Origin of the sequence: Streptomyces sp. Ncost-T10-10d (genome assembly GCF_900091955.1) — a bacterium.
In the GTDB taxonomy this organism is placed as follows: domain Bacteria; phylum Actinomycetota; class Actinomycetes; order Streptomycetales; family Streptomycetaceae; genus Streptomyces.
The window spans coordinates 20,486-39,949 of sequence record NZ_FMDF01000054.1 but is presented as its reverse complement, the minus strand read 5'-3'; the positions used below and the strand labels follow the sequence as shown (position 1 = coordinate 39,949).

At 69.5% G+C, this 19,464-nt stretch carries 17 protein-coding genes; 6 read left to right on the top strand and 11 right to left on the bottom strand.

All coding sequences use genetic code 11. The annotated features are described in order from the left end of the window. The first annotated feature begins 143 nt into the window (after positions 1 to 143). A complete protein-coding gene (locus GA0115254_RS07815; RefSeq protein WP_007262928.1) occupies positions 144 to 518 on the top strand; it encodes an RNA polymerase-binding protein RbpA in 375 nt (124 codons plus the stop codon). A gap of 90 nt (positions 519 to 608) precedes the next feature. Here GA0115254_RS07815 and fxsA read toward each other — a convergent pair whose 3' ends face one another. The 4 genes from fxsA to GA0115254_RS07795 form a co-directional block, all read right to left on the bottom strand. Further along, positions 609 to 1,196, bottom strand: coding sequence for an FxsA family membrane protein (gene fxsA, locus GA0115254_RS07810; protein WP_093894573.1), 588 nt, complete (start codon positions 1,194 to 1,196; stop codon positions 609 to 611). An 85-nt stretch (positions 1,197 to 1,281) separates the two neighbouring features. Then, positions 1,282 to 2,049, bottom strand: coding sequence for a polyprenol monophosphomannose synthase (locus GA0115254_RS07805; RefSeq protein ID WP_093894557.1), 768 nt, complete (start codon positions 2,047 to 2,049; stop codon positions 1,282 to 1,284). Between the two features lie 540 nt (positions 2,050 to 2,589). After that, positions 2,590 to 4,236, bottom strand: a complete 1,647-nt coding sequence (locus GA0115254_RS07800; RefSeq protein ID WP_093894556.1) for an amidohydrolase — start codon at positions 4,234 to 4,236, stop codon at positions 2,590 to 2,592. 46 nt (positions 4,237 to 4,282) lie between these two features. Beyond that, positions 4,283 to 4,723, bottom strand: a complete 441-nt coding sequence (locus tag GA0115254_RS07795; RefSeq protein WP_093894555.1) for an Lrp/AsnC family transcriptional regulator — start codon at positions 4,721 to 4,723, stop codon at positions 4,283 to 4,285. 203 nt (positions 4,724 to 4,926) lie between these two features. Here GA0115254_RS07795 and GA0115254_RS07790 point away from each other — a divergent pair, with 203 nt between their 5' ends. Continuing rightward, complete coding sequence (locus tag GA0115254_RS07790) at positions 4,927 to 5,325, top strand: hypothetical protein (RefSeq protein WP_093894554.1); 399 nt, start codon at positions 4,927 to 4,929, stop codon at positions 5,323 to 5,325. Between the two features lie 455 nt (positions 5,326 to 5,780). On the opposite strand, the gene GA0115254_RS07785 is transcribed toward GA0115254_RS07790, so the two are convergent. Then, positions 5,781 to 6,953 (bottom strand): acyl-CoA dehydrogenase family protein, encoded by a 1,173-nt coding sequence (locus GA0115254_RS07785; RefSeq protein ID WP_093894553.1) that lies wholly within the window; start codon positions 6,951 to 6,953, stop codon positions 5,781 to 5,783. A 374-nt stretch (positions 6,954 to 7,327) separates the two neighbouring features. Here GA0115254_RS07785 and GA0115254_RS07780 point away from each other — a divergent pair, with 374 nt between their 5' ends. Then, positions 7,328 to 8,602, top strand: coding sequence for a glycoside hydrolase family 18 protein (locus GA0115254_RS07780; protein ID WP_093894552.1), 1,275 nt, complete (start codon positions 7,328 to 7,330; stop codon positions 8,600 to 8,602). 334 nt (positions 8,603 to 8,936) lie between these two features. On the opposite strand, the gene GA0115254_RS07775 is transcribed toward GA0115254_RS07780, so the two are convergent. From GA0115254_RS07775 to GA0115254_RS07765, 3 genes are read right to left on the bottom strand one after another with little or no spacing between them, the layout of a single operon-like run. After that, the gene (locus GA0115254_RS07775) at positions 8,937 to 10,145 is read right to left on the bottom strand and encodes a cytochrome P450 (RefSeq protein ID WP_093894551.1); all 1,209 of its coding nucleotides are present in this window, start codon (positions 10,143 to 10,145) and stop codon (positions 8,937 to 8,939) included. Between the two features lie 8 nt (positions 10,146 to 10,153). Beyond that, entirely contained in the window at positions 10,154 to 11,545 is a 1,392-nt protein-coding gene (locus GA0115254_RS07770; protein ID WP_093894550.1) for an NAD(P)/FAD-dependent oxidoreductase, read from the bottom strand. Further along, a complete protein-coding gene (locus GA0115254_RS07765) occupies positions 11,542 to 11,769 on the bottom strand; it encodes a ferredoxin (RefSeq protein ID WP_093894549.1) in 228 nt (75 codons plus the stop codon). Before GA0115254_RS07765 ends, GA0115254_RS07770 begins: the two co-directional genes overlap by 4 nt. Before the next feature lie 687 nt (positions 11,770 to 12,456). Between GA0115254_RS07765 and GA0115254_RS07760 the strand changes: the two genes are divergently transcribed. Then, positions 12,457 to 13,296, top strand: coding sequence for an SDR family oxidoreductase (locus GA0115254_RS07760; protein WP_093894548.1), 840 nt, complete (start codon positions 12,457 to 12,459; stop codon positions 13,294 to 13,296). Positions 13,297 to 13,457: 161 nt separating this feature from the next. Here the strand turns inward: GA0115254_RS07760 and GA0115254_RS07755 are convergent, their stop codons facing one another. After that, positions 13,458 to 15,278 carry a glycoside hydrolase family 15 protein gene (locus GA0115254_RS07755; protein ID WP_093894547.1) on the bottom strand — a complete coding sequence of 607 codons (1,821 nt, stop codon included), beginning with the start codon at positions 15,276 to 15,278 and terminating at the stop codon, positions 13,458 to 13,460. 158 nt (positions 15,279 to 15,436) lie between these two features. Next, positions 15,437 to 16,483, bottom strand: a complete 1,047-nt coding sequence (locus tag GA0115254_RS07750; RefSeq protein ID WP_176740017.1) for an alpha/beta hydrolase — start codon at positions 16,481 to 16,483, stop codon at positions 15,437 to 15,439. A gap of 503 nt (positions 16,484 to 16,986) precedes the next feature. Between GA0115254_RS07750 and GA0115254_RS44250 the strand changes: the two genes are divergently transcribed. Continuing rightward, a complete protein-coding gene (locus tag GA0115254_RS44250) occupies positions 16,987 to 17,139 on the top strand; it encodes a hypothetical protein (protein ID WP_176740016.1) in 153 nt (50 codons plus the stop codon). A 150-nt stretch (positions 17,140 to 17,289) separates the two neighbouring features. Here GA0115254_RS44250 and GA0115254_RS07740 read toward each other — a convergent pair whose 3' ends face one another. After that, complete coding sequence (locus GA0115254_RS07740; RefSeq protein WP_093894545.1) at positions 17,290 to 18,657, bottom strand: peptidase C39 family protein; 1,368 nt, start codon at positions 18,655 to 18,657, stop codon at positions 17,290 to 17,292. Between the two features lie 175 nt (positions 18,658 to 18,832). Between GA0115254_RS07740 and GA0115254_RS07735 the strand changes: the two genes are divergently transcribed. Beyond that, positions 18,833 to 19,462 carry a uridine kinase family protein gene (locus GA0115254_RS07735; RefSeq protein ID WP_093894544.1) on the top strand — a complete coding sequence of 210 codons (630 nt, stop codon included), beginning with the start codon at positions 18,833 to 18,835 and terminating at the stop codon, positions 19,460 to 19,462. Positions 19,463 to 19,464: the final 2 nt, after the last annotated feature.

Below are 19,464 nucleotides of genomic sequence, written 5' to 3'. Positions count from 1 at the left end.
GACCCTGGGAAACCTGATAAAGCAGCGGCACGACGGGCGACGCATGACCGGCAACGGGAATCTTTGCCGCCGACCGGACGTTGACCGGATGACGACGACAGCGACACCTGTCCTGTGGGCGACAAGCCCGGGAGGCACGATTCATGAGTGAGCGAGCTCTCCGCGGCACGCGACTCGTGGTTACCAGCTACGAGACGGACCGCGGCATCGATCTGGCCCCGCGCCAGGCGGTGGAGTACGCATGCCAGAACGGACATCGATTTGAGATGCCGTTCTCGGTAGAGGCGGAAATTCCGCCGGAGTGGGAGTGCAAGGCGTGCGGCGCCATGGCACTCCTGGTGGACGGGGATGGCCCCGAGGAGAAGAAGGGCAAGCCTGCGCGTACGCACTGGGACATGCTCATGGAGCGGCGCACACGCGAGGAGCTGGAGGAGGTGCTGGCCGAGAGGCTGGCGGTTCTGCGCTCCGGAGCCATGAACATCGCCGTGCATCCGCGGGACAGCAGGAAGTCTGCCTGACCGCGCAACACCGCAATACGACAGAGCCGCGGGCTGTGGCACACCGAGCGTGTGTCACGGCCCGCGGCTCTGTCGCGTCACGGTCCGGTATCAGGGTGTCAGCGGCGGCCGGGGGCCCTCGTCGGGGCGGGAGCCCGGCTGTGTGCCGTCCTGGCGGATGACCTCACCCTGCACGATCTTTCCGTCCGGCCGGTGAATACGGGCCTGCTGGAAGGCGCCGGAGAGGCTGCCGGGCGTCGCGGCGCGCATGCGGCGCTCCAGCGACCGCTCCGCGTACCGGCCCATCATCGAACGAACCGGCGGCACGAGCAGCACAAGCCCCGCCACGTCCGAGATGATCCCCGGGATCATCAGCAGCAGCCCGGCCAGCATCAGGAAGCCGTTGCCCTTGCTGCCCGAGGGTGCGGCCTGCGGGGCGGCGGCCCCGGGCTGCCCCGGCATCTGCTGGAGCGTCTCGGTGAGATTGCGGAAGGCCCGGCGGCCGGCCCGCTTCATCACCGCGGCCCCGAGCACGATCCCCGCCACCAGGAGCAGCAGCACGGTGAACCCGCCCGCCATGTCGGCCACGACGATGAGCAGCCAGATCTCCAGCACCGCCCAGGCGGCGATGGCGAGGGGGACGAAGGTACGGGCGCGTGAGCGCCTGGGGGCGGTCGGGGGCGGTGTGCCGGTCGTCATGGTCCCCAGTGTGCCCGTAAGGGCGTCCGATCGGCGCATGGGGGTGATCACGAGCGGCGGACCGGCGCCCGCCGGCTTCGGTGGCTCAGGTCGCCTTGCGGCCGAGGACCCGGTTCGTACGGGAGGTGACACCCCAGGAGGTGACCCGCCAGAGCGCCTCGACCAGGATGTCGCGGCTCATCTTCGAGTCGCCGATCTCGCGGTCCACGAAGGTGATCGGGACCTCGACGACGTGATACCCGGCGTCGATGGCGCGACGGGCCAGGTCGACCTGGAAGCAGTAGCCCTGGGAGGCGACCCGGTCGAGGCCGATGCCCTCCAGGGTCTCGGCGCGGAAGGCCCGGTAGCCGCCCGTGACGTCCCTGGTCTGCAGCCCGAGGAGGAGCCGCGAGTACGTACTGCCGCCGCGGGAGATCATTTCCCGGGACTTGGGCCAGTTGACCACGCGCCCGCCCGGCACCCAGCGGGAACCGAGCACCAGGTCGGCACCCTTGAGCGCGGTGAGTAGACGGGGCAGCTCCTCGGGCTGGTGGGAGCCGTCGGCGTCCATCTCCACCAGCACGCCGTAACCGTGCTCGATGCCCCAGCGGAAGCCCGCGAGGTAGGCCGCACCCAGCCCTTCCTTGCCCTTGCGGTGCAGCACCTGGACCTGGTCATCGGCCGAGGCGAGCTCGTCGGCGACCTTACCGGTGCCGTCGGGGCTGTTGTCGTCGGCGACAAGGATGTCGGCTTCCGGCACAGCGGCGCGCACCCGGCTCACGATCGGCTTGATGTTCTCGGCCTCGTTGTAGGTCGGAATGATCACCAAGGTTCTGCCGAGCGGGCCGTATCGCCTCTGACCGCCGTCGTTCACTTACTGCCCCTTAAGTCCGTACGCAGGTGCACACCATATCCAGCGGGCGGGGGCCCGATACCGACGCGGTCGGGCGGGAGCGGACACCGCCACGGACAGAAGGAGGGAAGTACGGACAGACTCCCTGACGGGAACTACGGATGGGGGCCCAGCGCCCTTCGGGCCGACCTGGGACCCGCTGGCTGCGGGTCGACCTAGAGCCGTTGTCTACTGAACGTCCGGGCCCCACCCGGGTCGCACCTACCGTCCGGCTGAAACCTCCCCTCGCCCCCGAGGCGCGGGCGCTGAACCTGGCTGTCAGTGGTGGTGCACCGGTGCGGCGCACCACCCCATGACCCAGCGGCGTTCGACGACTGCGTGGAGGTTTAACCGGTCGGACGTCCTGTGGTGGACTCGGCCGAACCTACCGGCCGGTGGGCGCGTTCTGTCAATAGGTGCCTGACCTGCGATGTTCACGGAACTTGCCTGGTCAGTAGCGAAGATCCGCAGGTCGCGGCGGAGCGGGGACGTCTTCGATCGGCGGTACGAAATGTCCGGACGTCACTCGTTCGGCCGTACGTAGACATTTTGTCCGAAGACCGCGGTGCTCAGGCAGACCGGAAGCTCGGCGCCCGGGGTGAGGTCCGGCAGGCCGGGCGTTCCCGACCTCGGGTCGGTCGACCAGCGGGCGACCCGGTCGTCCGGGGCCTGGACCACCAGGTCAGCGGTGCGCCAGATCGCGTAGTCCGCCGGGGCACCGGGTACCAGGACCCCCGCGTCGTCGCGGCCGACGGCCCGCCAGCCGCCCCTGGTGTGGGCGGTGAAGCCCGCCCGTACGGAGATCCGGTGCTCGGGCGTGCGATGGAATGCGGCGGCCCGTACGGTCCCCCACGGGTCCAGCGGGGTCACGGGGCTGTCCGAGCCGAAGGCCAGGGGCACACCGGCCCGCAGGAGCGCCGCGTACGGGTTGAGGGTCCTGGCCCGCTCGGTGCCGAGCCGCTGCGCGTACATGCCCTCCTCGCCGCCCCAGGCCGCGTCGAAGGCAGGCTGCACGGAAGCGGTCAGACCCAGCTCCGCGAAGGCGGCAACGGTCTCGGGGGTGAGCATCTCGGCATGCTCGATACGGTGCCGGGCGGCCCTGATCCGGGCCAGGCCGAGCGTCTCGGAGGCGGCCCGGACGCCCTCCACCACGGCGGAGACCGCCGCGTCGCCGATGGCGTGGAATCCGGCCTGCAGCCCGGCCTCGGTGCAGGCGGTGACATGGGCGGCGATCCGCGCTGCGTCCAGGTGGGCGGTACCCGTATGTCCGGCCGGGCCGTCGGCGTACGGCTCGTGCAGGCAGGCGGTGTGCGAGCCGAGCGAGCCGTCGACGAAGAGGTCGCCGGCGGCGCCGATCGCACCGAGTTCCCGGATGCGGCGGGCGTCCTTCTCGTCGCCGACCTGCTCGGCCCAGTAGCCGAAGACCCGTGGTCCGCTCTCCGTCGCGGCGAGCTCGATCAGCGCGACGAAGTCCTCCTCGTCGGAGATGTCCGGGCCGCCGCACTCGTGGACGGTGCCGATGCCGAGCGACGCGGCGTGGCGCAGAGCGGCGCGCTGGGCGTCGGCGCGCTGCTGCGGCGAGACGGCGCCGTGGGCCGCGGAGCGCACCGCGTGGTGGGCGGCGCCGGTCAGCGGGGCATCGGGGTGGTACCCGGTCAGTCGGGTGACGCCCGGGACCAGATCGAGCAGGGCGGTGGTGACGACCGCGGAGTGCACATCGATACGGGGCAGGTACACCGGCCGTCCGCCGACGGCCGCGTCGAGCTCGCCGCGCGACGGCGGGCGTTGCTCCGGCCAGCGTGTGGCGTCCCAGCCGTGGCCGAGGACGACCCGGTCCGCGGGGTGCGCCGCCACGTACGCGCGCAGGAGACCGAGCGCCTCGTCGAGGGTCCGGGCACCGGAGAGGTCGAGGCCGGTGAGGGCCAGGCCGGTCGATGTGGTGTGGACGTGGGCGTCGGTGAACGCGGGGGTGACCAGTGCACCTTCGAGGTCGATCACTTCATCGACGCCGCTCGCGAAGGCGTCGGCGGCCCCTTCCGAGCCCACCCAGGCAACATGGCCGCGTTCGACCACCATGGCGGTGGCGAAGGGGTCGGCGGGGCTGTGGACGTCTCCACCGCGCAGCAGTACGGTGCGGTGTTCGCTCTGGGGGGCGGTGCTCTCGGTCATGGGACCAGTCTCGCGCCTGCCCGGACCCGCGCGTCCCGCGACCCCCTCAGATCTGCGGGGGCCGGGCCTCGTACGGCGTGGAGAGTACGACGGTGGTCCGGGTGGAGACACCGGCCAGCGAGCGGATCCGGCTGAGCAGGTGTTCCAGCTCCAGCGGGGTCGCGACACGCACCTTGAGAATGTAGTTCTCGTCACCCGCGACGCTGTGACACGCCTCCAGCTCCGGGACGCCCGCGAGCCGCTCCGCGATGTCGTCCGGCGCGCTCGGGTCGAAGGGTTTCACCGAGATGAACGCGGTGAGCGGCAGGCCGACGGCCTCGGGGTCGACGACCGCGGCATAGCCCCGGATCACCCCGCGCTGCTCCAGCCTGCGGACACGCTGATGAACCGCCGAGGTGGACAGGCCCGTGGCCTTGCCCAGGTCGGTGTAGCTCATCCGCCCGTCCTTGACGAGCAACTCCACGATCTGTCGGTCCAGCTCCTCCATACGGATCAACCTATTGCCCCAGGTCCCTCCAGGCACAGCGGTGAGGGCTCCGGAAGGGCACCTGCGGCGGCCATGTGACGAATGCCACAGGTTTACGGGTGGGTAGTCGACCCCCTCGTGGTTACGGCCGATGCGTGACGGGAAGTGCTTGCTGTGGTCGAGGCCGTGGCGCCTTGTCGGCCCACCCGAGGGGGGAATTTCCCATGCAGAGCCTGAAGCTCACCGGACGTACCGAACCGGAGCCCGTTGATCCGGTCGAGGACACCGCTCCCGACGCGTACGACATGTTCGAGATGTACCGGGTGATCTGCCCGGACTGCGCGCAGCCGATCGCGCTGCTGGCGGACGAGGACGTACTGCCGGAACACGCGCTGTGCCCGACTCCGTGGAATCCGTTCGTTCTGACGGTCTGTGCCGGGACCGGCCGCGCGGCGTCCCAGGCGCGGCCCGCCGACGAGTCGCTCGTCCTCCAGGAGCAGGAGACGGCACTGCTGTTGACGCTCCCTCAGGGGCTCGACTGGCGCATGCAGCCGTTCTCGCATGCCGGCGGCCCCGGCTCGCGCCCGCTGCGGGTGCCGCAGATGCGGCGCAACGCCGCCTGAGGGCCCTTCCCGCACTTGCGCGGGACCGCCCGGACGCGTCCGGCACAACTGCGCTGCACCACGACGGCCCGGCCGGCGTGGTGCCCGCTGTCGATGAGACCGCGCCGCCCGGGAACCCGGCGAACGGGCTCTCGAATCGGCCGGGCAGTGACCTGCGCCCGCCCCGCACCGTTGGCGAGGCATGACCCTGCTGCACTCAACGGCCGGTCCCGGTCGCCGCCGCCTCGCCGCTCCGACCGCCGAAGAATCGGTTCCGCAGCCCGGTTCGCAGCCGGTGCCGCAGCCCGTACCGCCCCGGTCCACGCCGCGACCGGCGCCGCACTCCACCGATCCACCCATCTACCGGTCCATGCTGCGTCATTGGGAAGGCACGGGGCGGACCCTGCCGGGCCGCCATGACCAGGAGTGGAACCGGATCATGACGACGCCCGTGTGGTCGGAGCGACCGCTGCGGGTCAGCGCGTCTCAGGACCCGCGAGGTGGCGCGCGATGACCATCCGCTGGATCTGATTGGTGCCTTCGACGATCTGCAGCACCTTGGCCTCACGCATCAGCCGCTCGACGGGGAAGTCGAGGGTGTAGCCGTATCCGCCGAGCACCTGGACCGCGTCGATGGTCACCCGCATGGCCGCGTCCGTGCAGAACAGCTTGGCCATGGCCGCCTGGCGCGAGAAGGGCCTGCCCTCGTCGCGCAGCCGGGCCGCCTCCAGGTAGAGCGACCGGCCCGCCTCTATCTGGGTGGCCATGTCGGCGAGCATGAAGCGCAGGCCCTGGAAGTCCGCGATGGGCCGGCCGAACTGCTGCCGCCCGGTGGCGTAGGCGACGGCCTCGCCCAGTGCGGCCTGGGCGACGCCGATCGCACAGGCGGCGATGCCCAGGCGTCCGGAGTCGAGCGCGGACAGGGCGATCGCGAAGCCCTGGCCCTCCTCACCGATCCGGCGGGCGTCGGCGACCCGTACGCCGTCGAAGTTCAGCTGGGCGGTGGGCGAGCCCTTCATGCCCATCTTCTTCTCGGGGGCGGCCGCGTTCAGCCCCTCGGCGTCGCCGGGGACCAGGAAGGCCGTGATGCCACGGGCGCCCTCGGCTCCGGTGCGGGCCAGGACCGTGTAGAAGTCGGCGATGCCGCCGTGCGTGATCCATGCCTTGGTGCCGGTGATGACCCAGTCGTCGCCGTCCCGTACGGCCTTCGTACGGAGCGAGGCGGCGTCGGAGCCCGAGGCGGGCTCGGAGAGGCAGTAGGCGCCCAGCAGGCCACCTCCCAGCATCGCCGGGAGGTGTTCGGCCTGCTGCTCCTTGGTGCCGTATCCGGCGAGCGCGTGGCAGGCGAGGGAGTGGACACTGACGCCGAGACCGACGGTGAGCCGGGCGGACGCGAGCTCTTCGAGGACCTGGAGGTAGACCTCGTACGGCTGGTCACCACCGCCGTGGGCGGAGTCGTAGGGCAGTCCGAGCAGTCCGGACTCGGAGAGCAGAGTGAAGACTTCGCGCGGGAACCGGCCGGCGTCCTCCTCCTCGGCCGCCCTCGGCGCGATCTCTCGCTGGGCGATGTCGCGGACGAGCGCGACGAGCTGCCTGGACTCCTCGGTGGGTAGACGGCGTTCCACCAATTGCGGGGCACGGTCGGTCATGACGGCGCTCTCCTCCCTGTCGGGCGTTGCGACGGTCGCGCGCGCGGGGTGTGGGCGGCGCCGCCGGGGGGCGTTCCGGGCACGGCCCGGAGAAGCACTGCTGCCCAGCCGATGCCGGACTCCCGGATTTCGAGAGTCGCCGGCCAGCGGCTGTGGCGGCTTGAGTATGCCCGATCGGACGATATCCGTCACGGGGTGACCGAGCGACTCGGGGGCGAGCGGAACGGTCTCCGAAGTTGGTCCGAACCATTGACCCAACTGGTCTAGTCCATCTACGGTTCCACCGAACCGGCCTTTCCGCGTTCATACCAAGTCCACGGATGGCCGAAAGCGCGCCCCCCACTGCCGAGTTCCCTCCCCCACGAGGAGACAAGATGTTCGGACCGTACGATCCCCGCGCCCGCCTCCAGGCGCTTGCCGCAGCCGCCTGCACCGTCGCCCTGGGCGCCACCCTGCTGGGTGCCGCGGGCACCGCATCAGCCGGCGCGGCCCCCACCGCCACGCAGGCCGCGGCTCCTGCAGCCGCCGACGCCACCCCCACGGCGGCCGGCGACAAAGTGGTCGGATACTTCACCAACTGGGGTGTCTACCAGCGCAATTACCATGTCAGGAACATCGAGACGTCGGGCTCGGCCGACAAACTCACGCATATCAACTACGCCTTCGGCAATGTCACCGGCGGCAAGTGTGCGATCGGCGACTCGTACGCCGACTACGACAAGGCGTACACGGCCGACCAGTCGGTCGACGGCGTGGCGGACACCTGGGACCAGGACCTGCGCGGCAACTTCAACCAGTTGCGCAAGCTGAAGAAGCTGCACCCGAACCTCAAGGTCATCTGGTCGTTCGGCGGCTGGACCTGGTCCGGCGGCTTCGGCGAGGCGGCGAAGAACCCGGCCGCGTTCGCCGAGTCCTGCTACAACCTGGTGGAGGACCCCCGCTGGGCCGATGTCTTCGACGGCATCGACATCGACTGGGAGTATCCCAACGCCTGTGGTCTGACCTGCGACACCAGCGGACGTGACGCCTACGGCAACCTGCTGGCCGCGCTGCGCTCCAAGTTCGGTGCGGACAACCTGGTCACCTCGGCAATCTCCGCCGACGGCTCCGACGGCGGCAAGCTCGACGCCGTCGACTACGGCGGCGCGTCGAAGTACGTCGACTGGTACAACCCGATGACGTACGACTTCTTCGGCGCCTGGGACGCGAAGGGGCCGACCGCCCCGCACTCCCCACTGACCTCCTACAGCGGCATCCCGAAGGAGGGCTTCAACAGCGAGGCCGCCATCAACAAGCTGAAGGCGCAGGGCGTCCCCGCGTCGAAGCTGCTGCTCGGCATCGGCTTCTACGGGCGCGGCTGGAGCGGCGTCACCCAGGACGCGCCCGGCGGCACCGCGACCGGAGCGGCCCCCGGTACGTACGAGGCGGGCATCGAGGACTACAAGGTCCTGAAGACCAGTTGCCCGGCCACCGGCACGATCGCCGGAACGGCGTACGCACACTGCGGCACCGACTGGTGGAGCTACGACACCCCGGCCACCATCGCCACGAAGACGGACTACAAGAACCAGCAGGGGCTGGGGGGCACCTTCTTCTGGGAGCTCAGCGGTGACACGACCGATGGCGAGCTGATCAAGGCGATCAACTAGCCGGTCACTGTGTCCGGCGCGACCGGCCCCAGGAGCGGGGCGGCGGGCCGTCGGCCTTCCGCCCCGTTTCGTCCGTGATGACAGGCCCCCCGCGGTAGAGACGTCCGTCACTCCGCCCTGAAGAACCAGCGGTTGCCCAGCCGGGACGAGCAGCCGGATCCAGCCGCGTCGCCGCAGGCCGGTCCGGTGCGCCACGACCCGCGATCGGGAAGATTCACCGGGGCGGTGGGTGTCAGGGGTGCGTCCGTGGAAGTGGTGCCTGGCGTACTGAGCTTCGCTCTGCCCGTGGGGATGCCTACGGCCCCGCACGGTGAGCGCCTCCTCCACAGCACTGTCAACTCTGCTCGATGTGCAGATGAATCGGCCCCCGCAGGATCGGGCTGGGCCGGTACGGCGGCGGGTCGGTCACCAGCCTGGGCCGCTCGAGTCGGCGCACCAGCTCGCTGAGTGCGATCTGGGTTTCCAGCCGGGCCAGCGGGCCTCCGAAGCACAGGTGGATGCCGCTGCCGAACCCGAGGTGCTGGTTGTCCTGTCGATCGGGGTCGAAGCGGTCGGGATCGTCGAAGCGGTCCGGATCGCGACTGCCGGAGGCGAGCATGAGAATGATCCGGGAACCCTTGGGGATGACGGTGTCGGCGAGGGTGATGTCGCTGTACGCCGCCCGCCAGGGGATGATGTGGACAGGGGGCTCGTAGCGCAGCAGCTCCTCGACCAGTCGCACGATCAAGTCCGGTTCGCCACGCAGCCGTTGGAGTACGTGCGGGTGGCGCAGAAGCGTCAGCATGCCGTTGGTGATGAGGTTGACGGTGGTCTCATGGCCGGCAATGAGCAGCAGGTGGGCGGTGCTGATGATTTCCTTGTCGGTCATCCGCCCATCGGGCCCGTCGTCGTTGGCCAGCCGTGACAGCAGGTCGTCGCCGGGCCGGCCGTGGCGTGGCTCCAGCAGCCCACCGAGATACTGGTGCATGTCCTTGGTGGCCTGCATGCCATGGTTCATTTTCTCCGGCGGGTCGGTCTCCGGGTTGTAGTCGAGCGAGTCGATGATGGCGTTGACCCACTGGTGGAACCGTGGTTCGTCCTCGCGTGGCACGCCGAGCAGTTGGCAGATCACGGTGACGGGGAACGGGTAGGCGAAGTCGTCGACGATGTCGACCAGCTGCGAGTTTTTCGCGAAGTCGTCGATCAGGCTGCCGACGATCGCGGTCAGGTCGGGTTGCATGCCGGTCACCAGCCCCGGCGTGCACGGCGGGCCGAAGTGGCGCATCGCCAGGCGACGTAGGCGGTCGTGCTCGGGCGGGTCGATGGTGATGAACGAAGGCGTGTCGCGCTCTTCGGCTGCCGGCGTCGGCCGCGACAGGTTGCGGGCGTCCGAGCTGAGGTGCGGGTTGTGCAGTATGTCGGTGATCTCGCGGTAGGTGCTGATGACGTAGCTGCCGTCCTCCTGCAGGGCCACCGGGGTCTTGCGCAGTTCGGCGTACAGCGGGTACGGGTCGGCGCGAGCGGAGTAGTCGAGGATTCGGTGCAGGGTGCTGGTCTCGGTCATGTCGCCTCCTACCGGTGGATCCGCACGGCCGTGACGCGCCGCTCGCTCGGGTCATGGCCGGTGACCACTACCGTGGCGCCCTGGCTGAGCAGGAGGGGGCCGGGAAAGTCGACGGGCACCGGCTTCGCGTCGACGGGTCGGTCGGGTGTGGGGCAGGGCGGCGGGAAGGGCGCGGCCGTCTCGATCAGCTTTCGGTAGTGGTCCAGCCACTTCGCGTTGTTGAAGCTGACGGCCGCGGTGACGCGGCCTTGGTAGCCGTATGCAGCGACGAAGCGGCGGTCGGGAACTGAACCCTGAGTGACAACGACCTCGTCGGCAAAGGTCGGCACACCGACGGACTTGATGTTGACACCGAACTGGATGGACCAGAACGCCGGGATGGCCAGGTGCGGCCAGCGGTCCGCCTGAGCGTTGACCATGTTGTGTGCCGCGATATCGGCCTGTTCCACGGCGTTGGCCCAGTGTTCCAGCGAGATGAAGCGGTACTCGTAGACCGGGTGCGGGCAGCGTGCCACGTCTCCGGCGACGAAGACGTCATCGGTGACCAGGCCGTTGAAGTCGAAGGCGCGGCAGCCCGAGTCGCAGGCGATTCCCCATACGCCCACCGCCAGTCCTGAATCCTGCAGCCAATCGGTGTTGCGGATGCCGCCGAGCGCCACCACCGCCACGTCGGCGTCGACGGTGCTGCCGTCGGAGAAGTGGGCGCGGCACAACCGCCCCTGCGCGTCACCTTCCAGCCGGGTGACCTTGACGCCGCAGCGCAGGTCGACGCCGTGGGCACGCTGCATGTCAGCGGCAACGCCACCGATCACGGCGCCGAGTGCCCCGACGAGCGGGGCGGGTCCGAGCTCGGCGACGGTGACCGAAATGTCACGCTCGCGGCAGATGGAGGCGATCTCGGAGCCCGTGAAGCCCGCGCCGATGATCAGTACGCGGGAGGGGCCGGCGGCGAGTGCCTGCTGCAGGCCTTCGGCGTCCCCGCGCGTGCGGACGACGAAGACGCCGTGCAGGGAGGCTTCTGCCTCGACGGGCCAGGGCCGGGCGCGTACTCCTGTGGAGATGAGCACTCGGTCGAAGGCGACGTCGTTGCCGTCGGCGAGGTGCACATGATTGGTCGCCAGGTCGAGGCCGCTGGCGGGCACGCCCAGAAGCCACTGCGCATCGATGTCGCGACGCTGCGGCAATGTGGTGCCGTCGGTCGGCACCCACCCGGTCAGTACCTGTTTGGACAGAGGGGGCCGGTCGTAGGGCTCTCCCAGCTCGTCGCCGATCATGGTCAATGACCCGGTGAATCCCTCACCGCGCAGGGCCTCCGCGGCCCGCAGTCCCGCCAGTGAGGCTCCGACGATGGCGATGCGGCCGTCGCGCTTGAACCCCTGAAGCGTGTGCGCGCTGCTCATGACGGCGACGCCTCCGCCGGCGCGTCCCACTCATTGAGCCGGTCGACGAGAATGGCCTGGAGCGGGCAGGCTGCCGCAGCGCGTTCCACCTGTTCGCGCTGGGAGTCGTCGGGGTTCGGGTGATACATCAGCGCTTCCTCGCCGTGCATCCGGAACACTTCCGGGGCAAGGAATGCGCACTGCGCGTAGCCCTGGCATCGGGAAAGATCTACGACAACCCTCATGCCGACCCTCCGTTTCGGGGGCTGAAGAGCGGCGGTCACCGAGGTGGCACCGCGTCGGCGCGCACAACGCAAGGGTGGGTCTCCGAGAGAGAAAATCGGCTGTTGCCCGCCCCTTCGCCTGCGAAGGTGACAGCGGCGCTCATCAAAGGTCTCCGTAGGCAGAACTGGTCGTCACGAACCTGGCGACCGGTGTCTGCGACACCGCCTGGAGAACCTGGCTGTTGTCAACAGCCTATCCCTCGCATATATCGCTCGCATGCCGGAGAAGGAGGGCGGGCATCAGGCGATGGCCGCGTCGATGGCCATCGCTGTGAGGGAGGCACATGCGAGCCATCGTCGCGGGCCCTCAGCCGCACGCCGCCTCTGAATACCCGCTGGTGGGCGGGTAACGTCCGGCTGGTCTGCGTCCGACATGGCTGAGCGGCCTCGGCCGCGGAAACGACCGGTAAGGCCGAAGCAGCCCGTAACCCGACCGTGTGACGTGCCCGCCTGAAACACGGCAGTATGGCGCGGCGATCCGACCGCCCGCGGCTCAGGGTGCTTTCGTCTGGTGCGCAGGTCTGCGTCAGTGCCTGTGCGCCCGTCCTGGTGGGCGGCCGAGGCCCCCTCCCTCATGTGCGTCGCCTGTTCCCGTAGGCGTTCATCGCGTGGGCGGGCGCACCCTTCGAAACCGCCTGAGGAGAGATCGTGGCAGGTAGCGCCGACGAAAACCGCGGGACCGTGTCCGCGCAACTCCTCAGGGGCCAGAAGGCGCTGGTGACCGGTGCCAACTCGGGTATCGGCCTGGCGACCGCCATCGCCCTGGGCCGGGCCGGAGCGGACGTTGTCGTGAACTACGTCGCCGGCGCGGGCGAGGCCGAAGAGGTTGTGGCGCAGATCAAGGACTTCGGGGTCCGTGCCTACGCCCACGAGGCCGACGTGTCCGACGAGGCCCAGGTGGTCGACATGGTCGCCCGGATGGTCGAGGCGTTCGGCACCATCGACATCATGGTGGCCAACGCGGGGCTCCAGCGGGACGCGGCCGCTACGGAGATGACGCTCGCCCAGTGGCAGAAGGTCATCGACGTCAACCTGACCGGTCAGTTCCTCTGCGCCCGCGAGGCCGCCAGGGAGTTCGTCCGGCGCGGCGTGGTGGAAGAGGTGTCCCGCTCAGCCGGGAAAATCATCTGCATGAGCTCGGTCCACCAGATCATCCCGTGGTCGGGACATGTGAACTACGCCGCTTCCAAAGGCGGTGTGGGGATGTTGATGCAAACTCTCGCCCAGGAGCTCGGCCCCCGGCGGATCAGAGTCAACGCGGTCGCACCCGGCGCGATCCGCACGCCGATCAACCGCGACGCCTGGTCGACCCCCGAGGCCGAGGCCGATCTCCTGCGGCTGATCCCGTACCGCCGCGTGGGTGACCCGGGGGACATCGCCAACGCCGTCGTCGTCCTCGCCTCCGACCTGCTCGACTACGTCGTCGGCAGCACGCTCTACGTCGACGGTGGAATGACGCTCTTCCCCGGCTTCGCCACCGGCGGCTGACTGCCGGTGCACGACGCTGTCACGACCCGCCGGGTGGTGATCCTCGGCAAGAGCACCGGGCTGATCACCGTCGCTCCCCCGCAGTAGCCACCAGGCACGGTGACCCCGTTTCGCGTTCACGGAGTTCGGCGAACGCTTCGACGCTCAGCCGCGGCATGCGGTCAGCGCCCCTGCTCATGATCGAGCGCCTCATCGAGGGTGACGGCGGCCATGATCAGCGACAGGTGGGTGAACGCCTGTGGGAAGTTTCCCAGTTGCTCCCCACTCGGACCGACTTCCTCCGAGAAGAGTCCGATGTGGTTGGCGTACATCTGCATCTTCTCGAAGGTGTAGCGGGCCTGGGGCAGTCGGCCCGCCCGGGCGAGCGCGTCCACGTAGAGGAAGGTGCACAGACTGAAGGTGCCTTCCGAGCCGCGTAGCCCGTCCGGAGAAGCCGCCGGGTCGTAGCGGTAGACAAGGCTGTCGGAAACGAGCCTGCGGTCCATCGCATCGAGTGTGGACAGCCAGGAGGGGTCCCTGGGCGCGATGAACGCAACCCTCGGCATGAGCAGCAGCGAGGCGTCCAGGACGTCGCCGTCGTAGTGCTGGATGAACGCACGCTCCGTCTCGCTCCAACCGCGTTGCATGACCTGCTCGAAGATGGCATCTCTCGCCCTGCGCCATCCCTCCAGATCAGCGGGCCTGCGGAAGGCCTCGGCCAGGCGAAGCCCGTGGTCGAAGGCGACCCAGGACATCACCCGGCTGTAGGTGAAGTCCTTTCGACCGCCGCGGGTCTCCCAGATGCCCTCGTCCGGTCTGTTCCAGTTCTCGGTGAACCAGTCCAGTGTTCTGGCCAGTGCCCGCCACCCCTGGTAGGTGGCCTGTTGCGCGATCTCGCCCCCTTGCGACACCGCGTATACCGCCTCGCCGTAGATGTCGAGCTGAAGCTGGTCGGCAGCGCCGTTGCCGATGCGGACGGGGAAGGAACCGCGGTAGCCCTCGAAATGATCGAGTGTCTCTTCCGGCAGTTCGGGGTTGCCGTCGACCCGGTACATGGTCTGCAACGGCTCTCCGTCCTCGCCCTCGCGCTCGCGCAACCTGTCCACCAGCCAGTGCACAAAGGCTGCGGCTTCCTCGACGAAGCCGAGGTCCAGCATGGCCCGCACGGACAACGCCCCGTCACGCACCCAGGTGAACCGGTAGTCCCAATTGCGTTCTCCGCCGACCTGCTCGGGCAGACCCGTCGTGGCCGCCGCGATCAAGGCGCCGGTGGGGGCGTAGGTAAGCAGCTTGAGAGTGATGACCGAGCGGTGCACAAGCTCGGGCCAACGCCCCCGGTAGCGGGACTGGCGCAGCCACCGCTGCCAGAAGCGGACGACCTCCTCGAACTGTTCTGTCAGCCCGTCGACGGTGGGGAGGGCAGGCGCCTCGGCGCCGGATGCGCAGACGGTGAAGACCGCAGCGTGGGACTCTCCGGCCCACAGCGTCACCTTGCCGCGCACATCCTGGCCGTCCCGCTCCAGCGGGAAGGTGGTCTGCAGGTACCCATCGATCCCCGGAGCCCGGAACAGGGCGCCTTGGCCGTCGAGTGCGAGCTGATGCTCGGCCCGGCCGTAGTCGAAGCGCGGCCGGCACTCGAGCGTGAAGTGAACGGTGCCCCGCACGGCGCGCATACCGCGGATCAGGGTGTGGCGATCCGTGGGGGTGCGGGTCTGGTCCGGAGGCATGAAGTCGAACACTTCGCCCACGCCGTCCGGCGACATGAACCGCGTCACCAGGACGGCCGTGTCGGGGTAGTAGAGCTGTCTGCAGGAAGCGTCGGTCTCCTCGGGCGCCAGACGAAAGTACCCGCCGCGGTCGTGGTCGAGCAGGGCGGCGAAGATGCTGGGAGAGTCGAATCTTGGGGCGGCGAACCAGTCGACGACGCCCTGCGACGAGATGAGCGCCGCGGTCTGCAGGTCACCCACCAGACCGTGCTCGGCGATGGGGGGATAGCGGTCCATGGCTGCTCCGGAATCTCGGAAAACACCCCGCCATCCACCATCCCCCACCCCGGTCGTCCGCACCAGTTGCGGTCGCACGCCGGCACCGGTGTCATGCGACGCGGAAGCTGCCTCGTGCTCCCGCGCGGGAACTTCGATCAGCGGCCGCCGTAACGTGCTCAGCCGGCAGGTCCGCAGCTCGCACCGGACTGTGTGAGGATGCGCCGAAGCCAGCGGGAACGGGCGTTGCGGGCGTCCTGGCTGAGAGCTGCCCGTGGTGCGAAGGTGTCGAAGCCGTGGCAGGCTCCGGGCCATACGTGCAGTTCGGCTTGGCCACCGGCCTGCCAGATCGCATGGGCATAGGCCACATCCTCGTCCCTGAAGGTCTCGGCCGACCCGACCTCGATGTAGGCCGGGGGCAGCTTGGACAGATCGGTGGCGCGGGCGGGAGCCGCGTAGGGCGGCAGGTCCGCAGCGCCGTACAGGTCGCCCAGCAGCGCCTGCCACGCGGTTGCATTGGAGGTGCGGTCCCAGGTGTCGATGCCGGCCATCTGGTGGCTGGAGAAGGTGTTGTTGCGGTCGTCGAGCATCGGGCATAGGAGCAGTTGCCCGATCGGTCCGGGCCCGCCTCGGTCACGGGCCATCAGGGCGAGTGCCGCGGCGAGTCCGCCGCCGGCACTCTTTCCTCCGATAATGATGCGGTCCGCGTCGATGCCCAGTCCGGCCGCGTGCACAGCTACCCAGACGAGTCCGGCGTAACAGTCCTCCACCGGTCCGGGGTACCGTGCCTGTGGTGCCAGCCGGTACTCGACAGAGATGACGGCCAACTCCAGCGTGAGAGCCCATTCGCGAAGCAGCTGCGGAAGTACGGACCACGCATTGCCCATGATCATTCCGCCGCCGTGCATGTAGTACAGCAGCGGCAGCGGCCCGGCGATCCCGGCGGGCCGCGCGCTCACGAGCGTGACGTCCCGCCCGCCCGACGGTGCAGGCACACGCAGCTCATCCACCTCGAAGCGGCCGTCGGCCCGGAGATCCCGGACCGTCGGCCTGGGCCGTACCGCAGCATCCCGCTCCTGCCGGGCCGCAAGGTTGTCCAGGGTGAACGGCTTCCTCGCCTCGTCCCCCAAAGCCGCCAGCGCCGCACTCAGTTCAGGGTCGAAAGGGGGCGCGTCCCAAGCCGTCGAGACGGGGCCGGGCTCCGACGGTGTGCCATCGACACTCATGACAGGCCAACGCGTCGGGCAAGGGAAGACCGGCCGGCATCCCGACCGGACCAGCTCGTCAGCACGTCCGTGCATGCAGGGAACGCTCGCGCGAGGTCCATGCGGCGTAGTCAATCACCTGCCATGCGGAGGCCACGGCTCCTCGGAGAAGGTCACAGGTCCAGATCATCACCCCGGAGCACCGTCAGAACTCAGGTTCCGACACCGGTCGCGGTACGCGGCGATACACCGTGATGTCGGGGCGGGGATGTCGAAACGGGCCTGGCAGCGCAAGTACGGGGTGGCCTTCCGGACGGTCTCCCGCTCTTGCGGTGCGATGGCCTTGAGCCGGTCCTCCACGGCGACGACATCAGCCCACTGTGCCTTGTACGTGTGCCTGTTCGGCCGTTCGGCATGAAGGCACCGCCGGACCCTCGCATGTGACAACCACCGCCACCGTGCATGGATCGTCAGCGCAGGGGCCGCCGACCGCCCGGCTTGCGGGCAGCGGTGAGCGTGCAGTCATGGTGAGCCTCGGCACCGGCGCGAGCGGCCTGCTTCCGCTCGGCGCCGCCGCAGCGTCCACGGAAGTGGGCTCCATGGACTTCGCCGTCAACTCCTCCGTGCCCTCCGACGTCGGAACCCGCACGGCTTGCGACACAAAGGGGCCACCGTGACCTTGTCGAGCGGCCTGTCCGTCCACGAAGTGTCTCGCGGGCTCGGGCATCGCTCGATCAAGGCCACGGTGGACAAGTACGGCCACCTCACCCAGGACGGCCAGGAACGCCGTCGTCAGGTGGTCGAGGCAGCCGTGGCGCCGCACATGCTCACAACAGGCCCAGTGACTTCAGAACCCGGCGCTGACTCGGTGCCGGGTCGGCGGGCCAGTAGATGTAGCAGACACCGCCCGTACCGCTTCTGACCCTGCCGTTCGCGTCGTAGCGCTTGGTGCGGAGCCAGATCGTCTCCCACTCCTGGCGCTTGTAGACCCGCCGCACGGCCTCGTTGCTCGGCGAGGCCGGGTCGTTCGCGATCACGTCGCCGTCCGCGGTGAACCCGATCACGGTCATCAGGTGGCCGGAGGTCCCGTACCCGGCGCCGGTCAGCTCCTCCTTGAGGAACGACTGCGAGGTTATGACCGGGATACCCGCCCGGATCAGCTTCTCCACGTCCGTCAGCGAGCCGAGCCTGGTCACCGCCGCGCTCATGTCGTCGTACGTCGCGGCATACGCGGCGTTGAACGGCCAGTTGCCGCAGCCCTCGTACTGGTAGTCGTACGTGAACCGGGCGGCATGGCAGACCTGCGGGTCGGCCAGACCCGGCTTGACCCAGGCAAGCTCCTCGGCGGTGGGCCTGCGCCCCCAGTACTCGATGATCATCTGCGAGGAGGTGGGGCTGCACCAGGCCTCGCCGCCGTTGTCGTACTCCGGGTACTGGCCCGCGTGCACGTTCTGCGAGTAGCGCGGCACCGGCAGTTCCCGGGCGAGGCCGGGGGTGCTGGCAGGCACGGTGAAGCGATCCGGGACGTCGGAAGCCATCGCGCCGAGCCGCCGGACGGTGGGCGTGAGGCGGCTGCCCGGGGGGCGGTGGAGCGTGAGCCGCAGCCGGTAGGACACCAGCCGCAACCCGCTCGCCGCGTCGTCCACCGAGAACGTGTCGGTCCAGATGGAGCTCTTGCCGTCGCTCTGGTCGTCGACGGACGTCCTGCGGATGTCGGCGTCGCCCGCGGCCCAGCGGCCCATCACATACCAGGGTGTCGAGGTGGCGTCCGAGTAGCGGCCCTGCAGCTCGATCTGGATCCAGGTGCCCGCCGGGGTGTCGGCGTTCCAGGAGGCGATCACCTCGGTCGCCGGGACGGCGGACCGGTGGACCGGCGAGGTCCAGGTCGCGTACTCCCAGTCGGCGGTCTGACCGGTGTGCGGATCGGTGTAGTCGGTGACCCCCACGGCGTGGCCGATCACCAGACCGGGCCGACGCCCCGCGACGGCACGCGTCCCGGCGCCGCAACCGCTGCGCCAGTCGGTGTACGTGTGCCAGGAATGGTTGTCCACGAGAGAAGCGGCCGGCGGGGGGGCCGGGAGCGGGGCGGCGGGAACGGCGGCGGTTGCGGAGCCGGCGGACGACACCGTGCCGGCGGCGGCCGCCACCGCGAGCGCGGCGGTCAGCATGGTTCTGCGCGAGGTCGGTCTGTTCATGGGCGAGACCCCCGGTCGTAAGCGGAATGGGGCTGCAAGTGCACGACAGTGGGCCAACTATTGCGGGTAGTGGCCGGATTCGGCCAGCGATTCGGCGTGCGCCAATAAACCAATATTGGTCTGGTCCACTGGCGTGACCTGCGATTGCTTCGGATCGACTCGTAGGCTGGGGCGCATGAACGACCTCTCGCTCCTCGCCGCGCGGCTGCGCACCCTGGCACCGTCCTGCGGACCGGTGCGGCTGATCGCCGTCGACGGCCATGCGGGATCGGGTAAGAGCACCTTCGCGTCCCGCCTCGCGGCCCTGCTCGACGACGCCCCCGTACTGCATCTGGACGACCTGGCCTCCCACGAGTCCTTCTTCACCTGGGTGGACCGGCTGCGGGAGCAGGTGATCGGGCCTCTGTCGCGCGGTGAGTGCGCGCGCTATGCGCCGTACGACTGGACCGCGCGGACGTTCGCGGCGCCGCGCGGTCTGGAGCCCGCACCGGTCGTCCTGATCGAGGGGGTCGGGGCGGGCCGCCGGGCGCTGCGGCCCCATCTGGCACGGCTGTTGTGGATGGATCTCGCTGCCGCGGAGTCCTGGGAGCGGGGCCGCCGTCGGGACGGACCGGCTCTTTCGGCCTTCTGGGACGGGTGGACGGCGGCCGAGGCGGAACATTTCTCGGCCGATCCCTCGCGCTCCCACGCCGACGCTCTGGTACGGCAGTTGCCCATGGGGTACGAGTGGCTGGAGGGGCCTGACACGGCAGCAGGAGTGAACCATTCCGTCACAGAACGTGATCCCCTGGCGCCGCCGTACTGAGT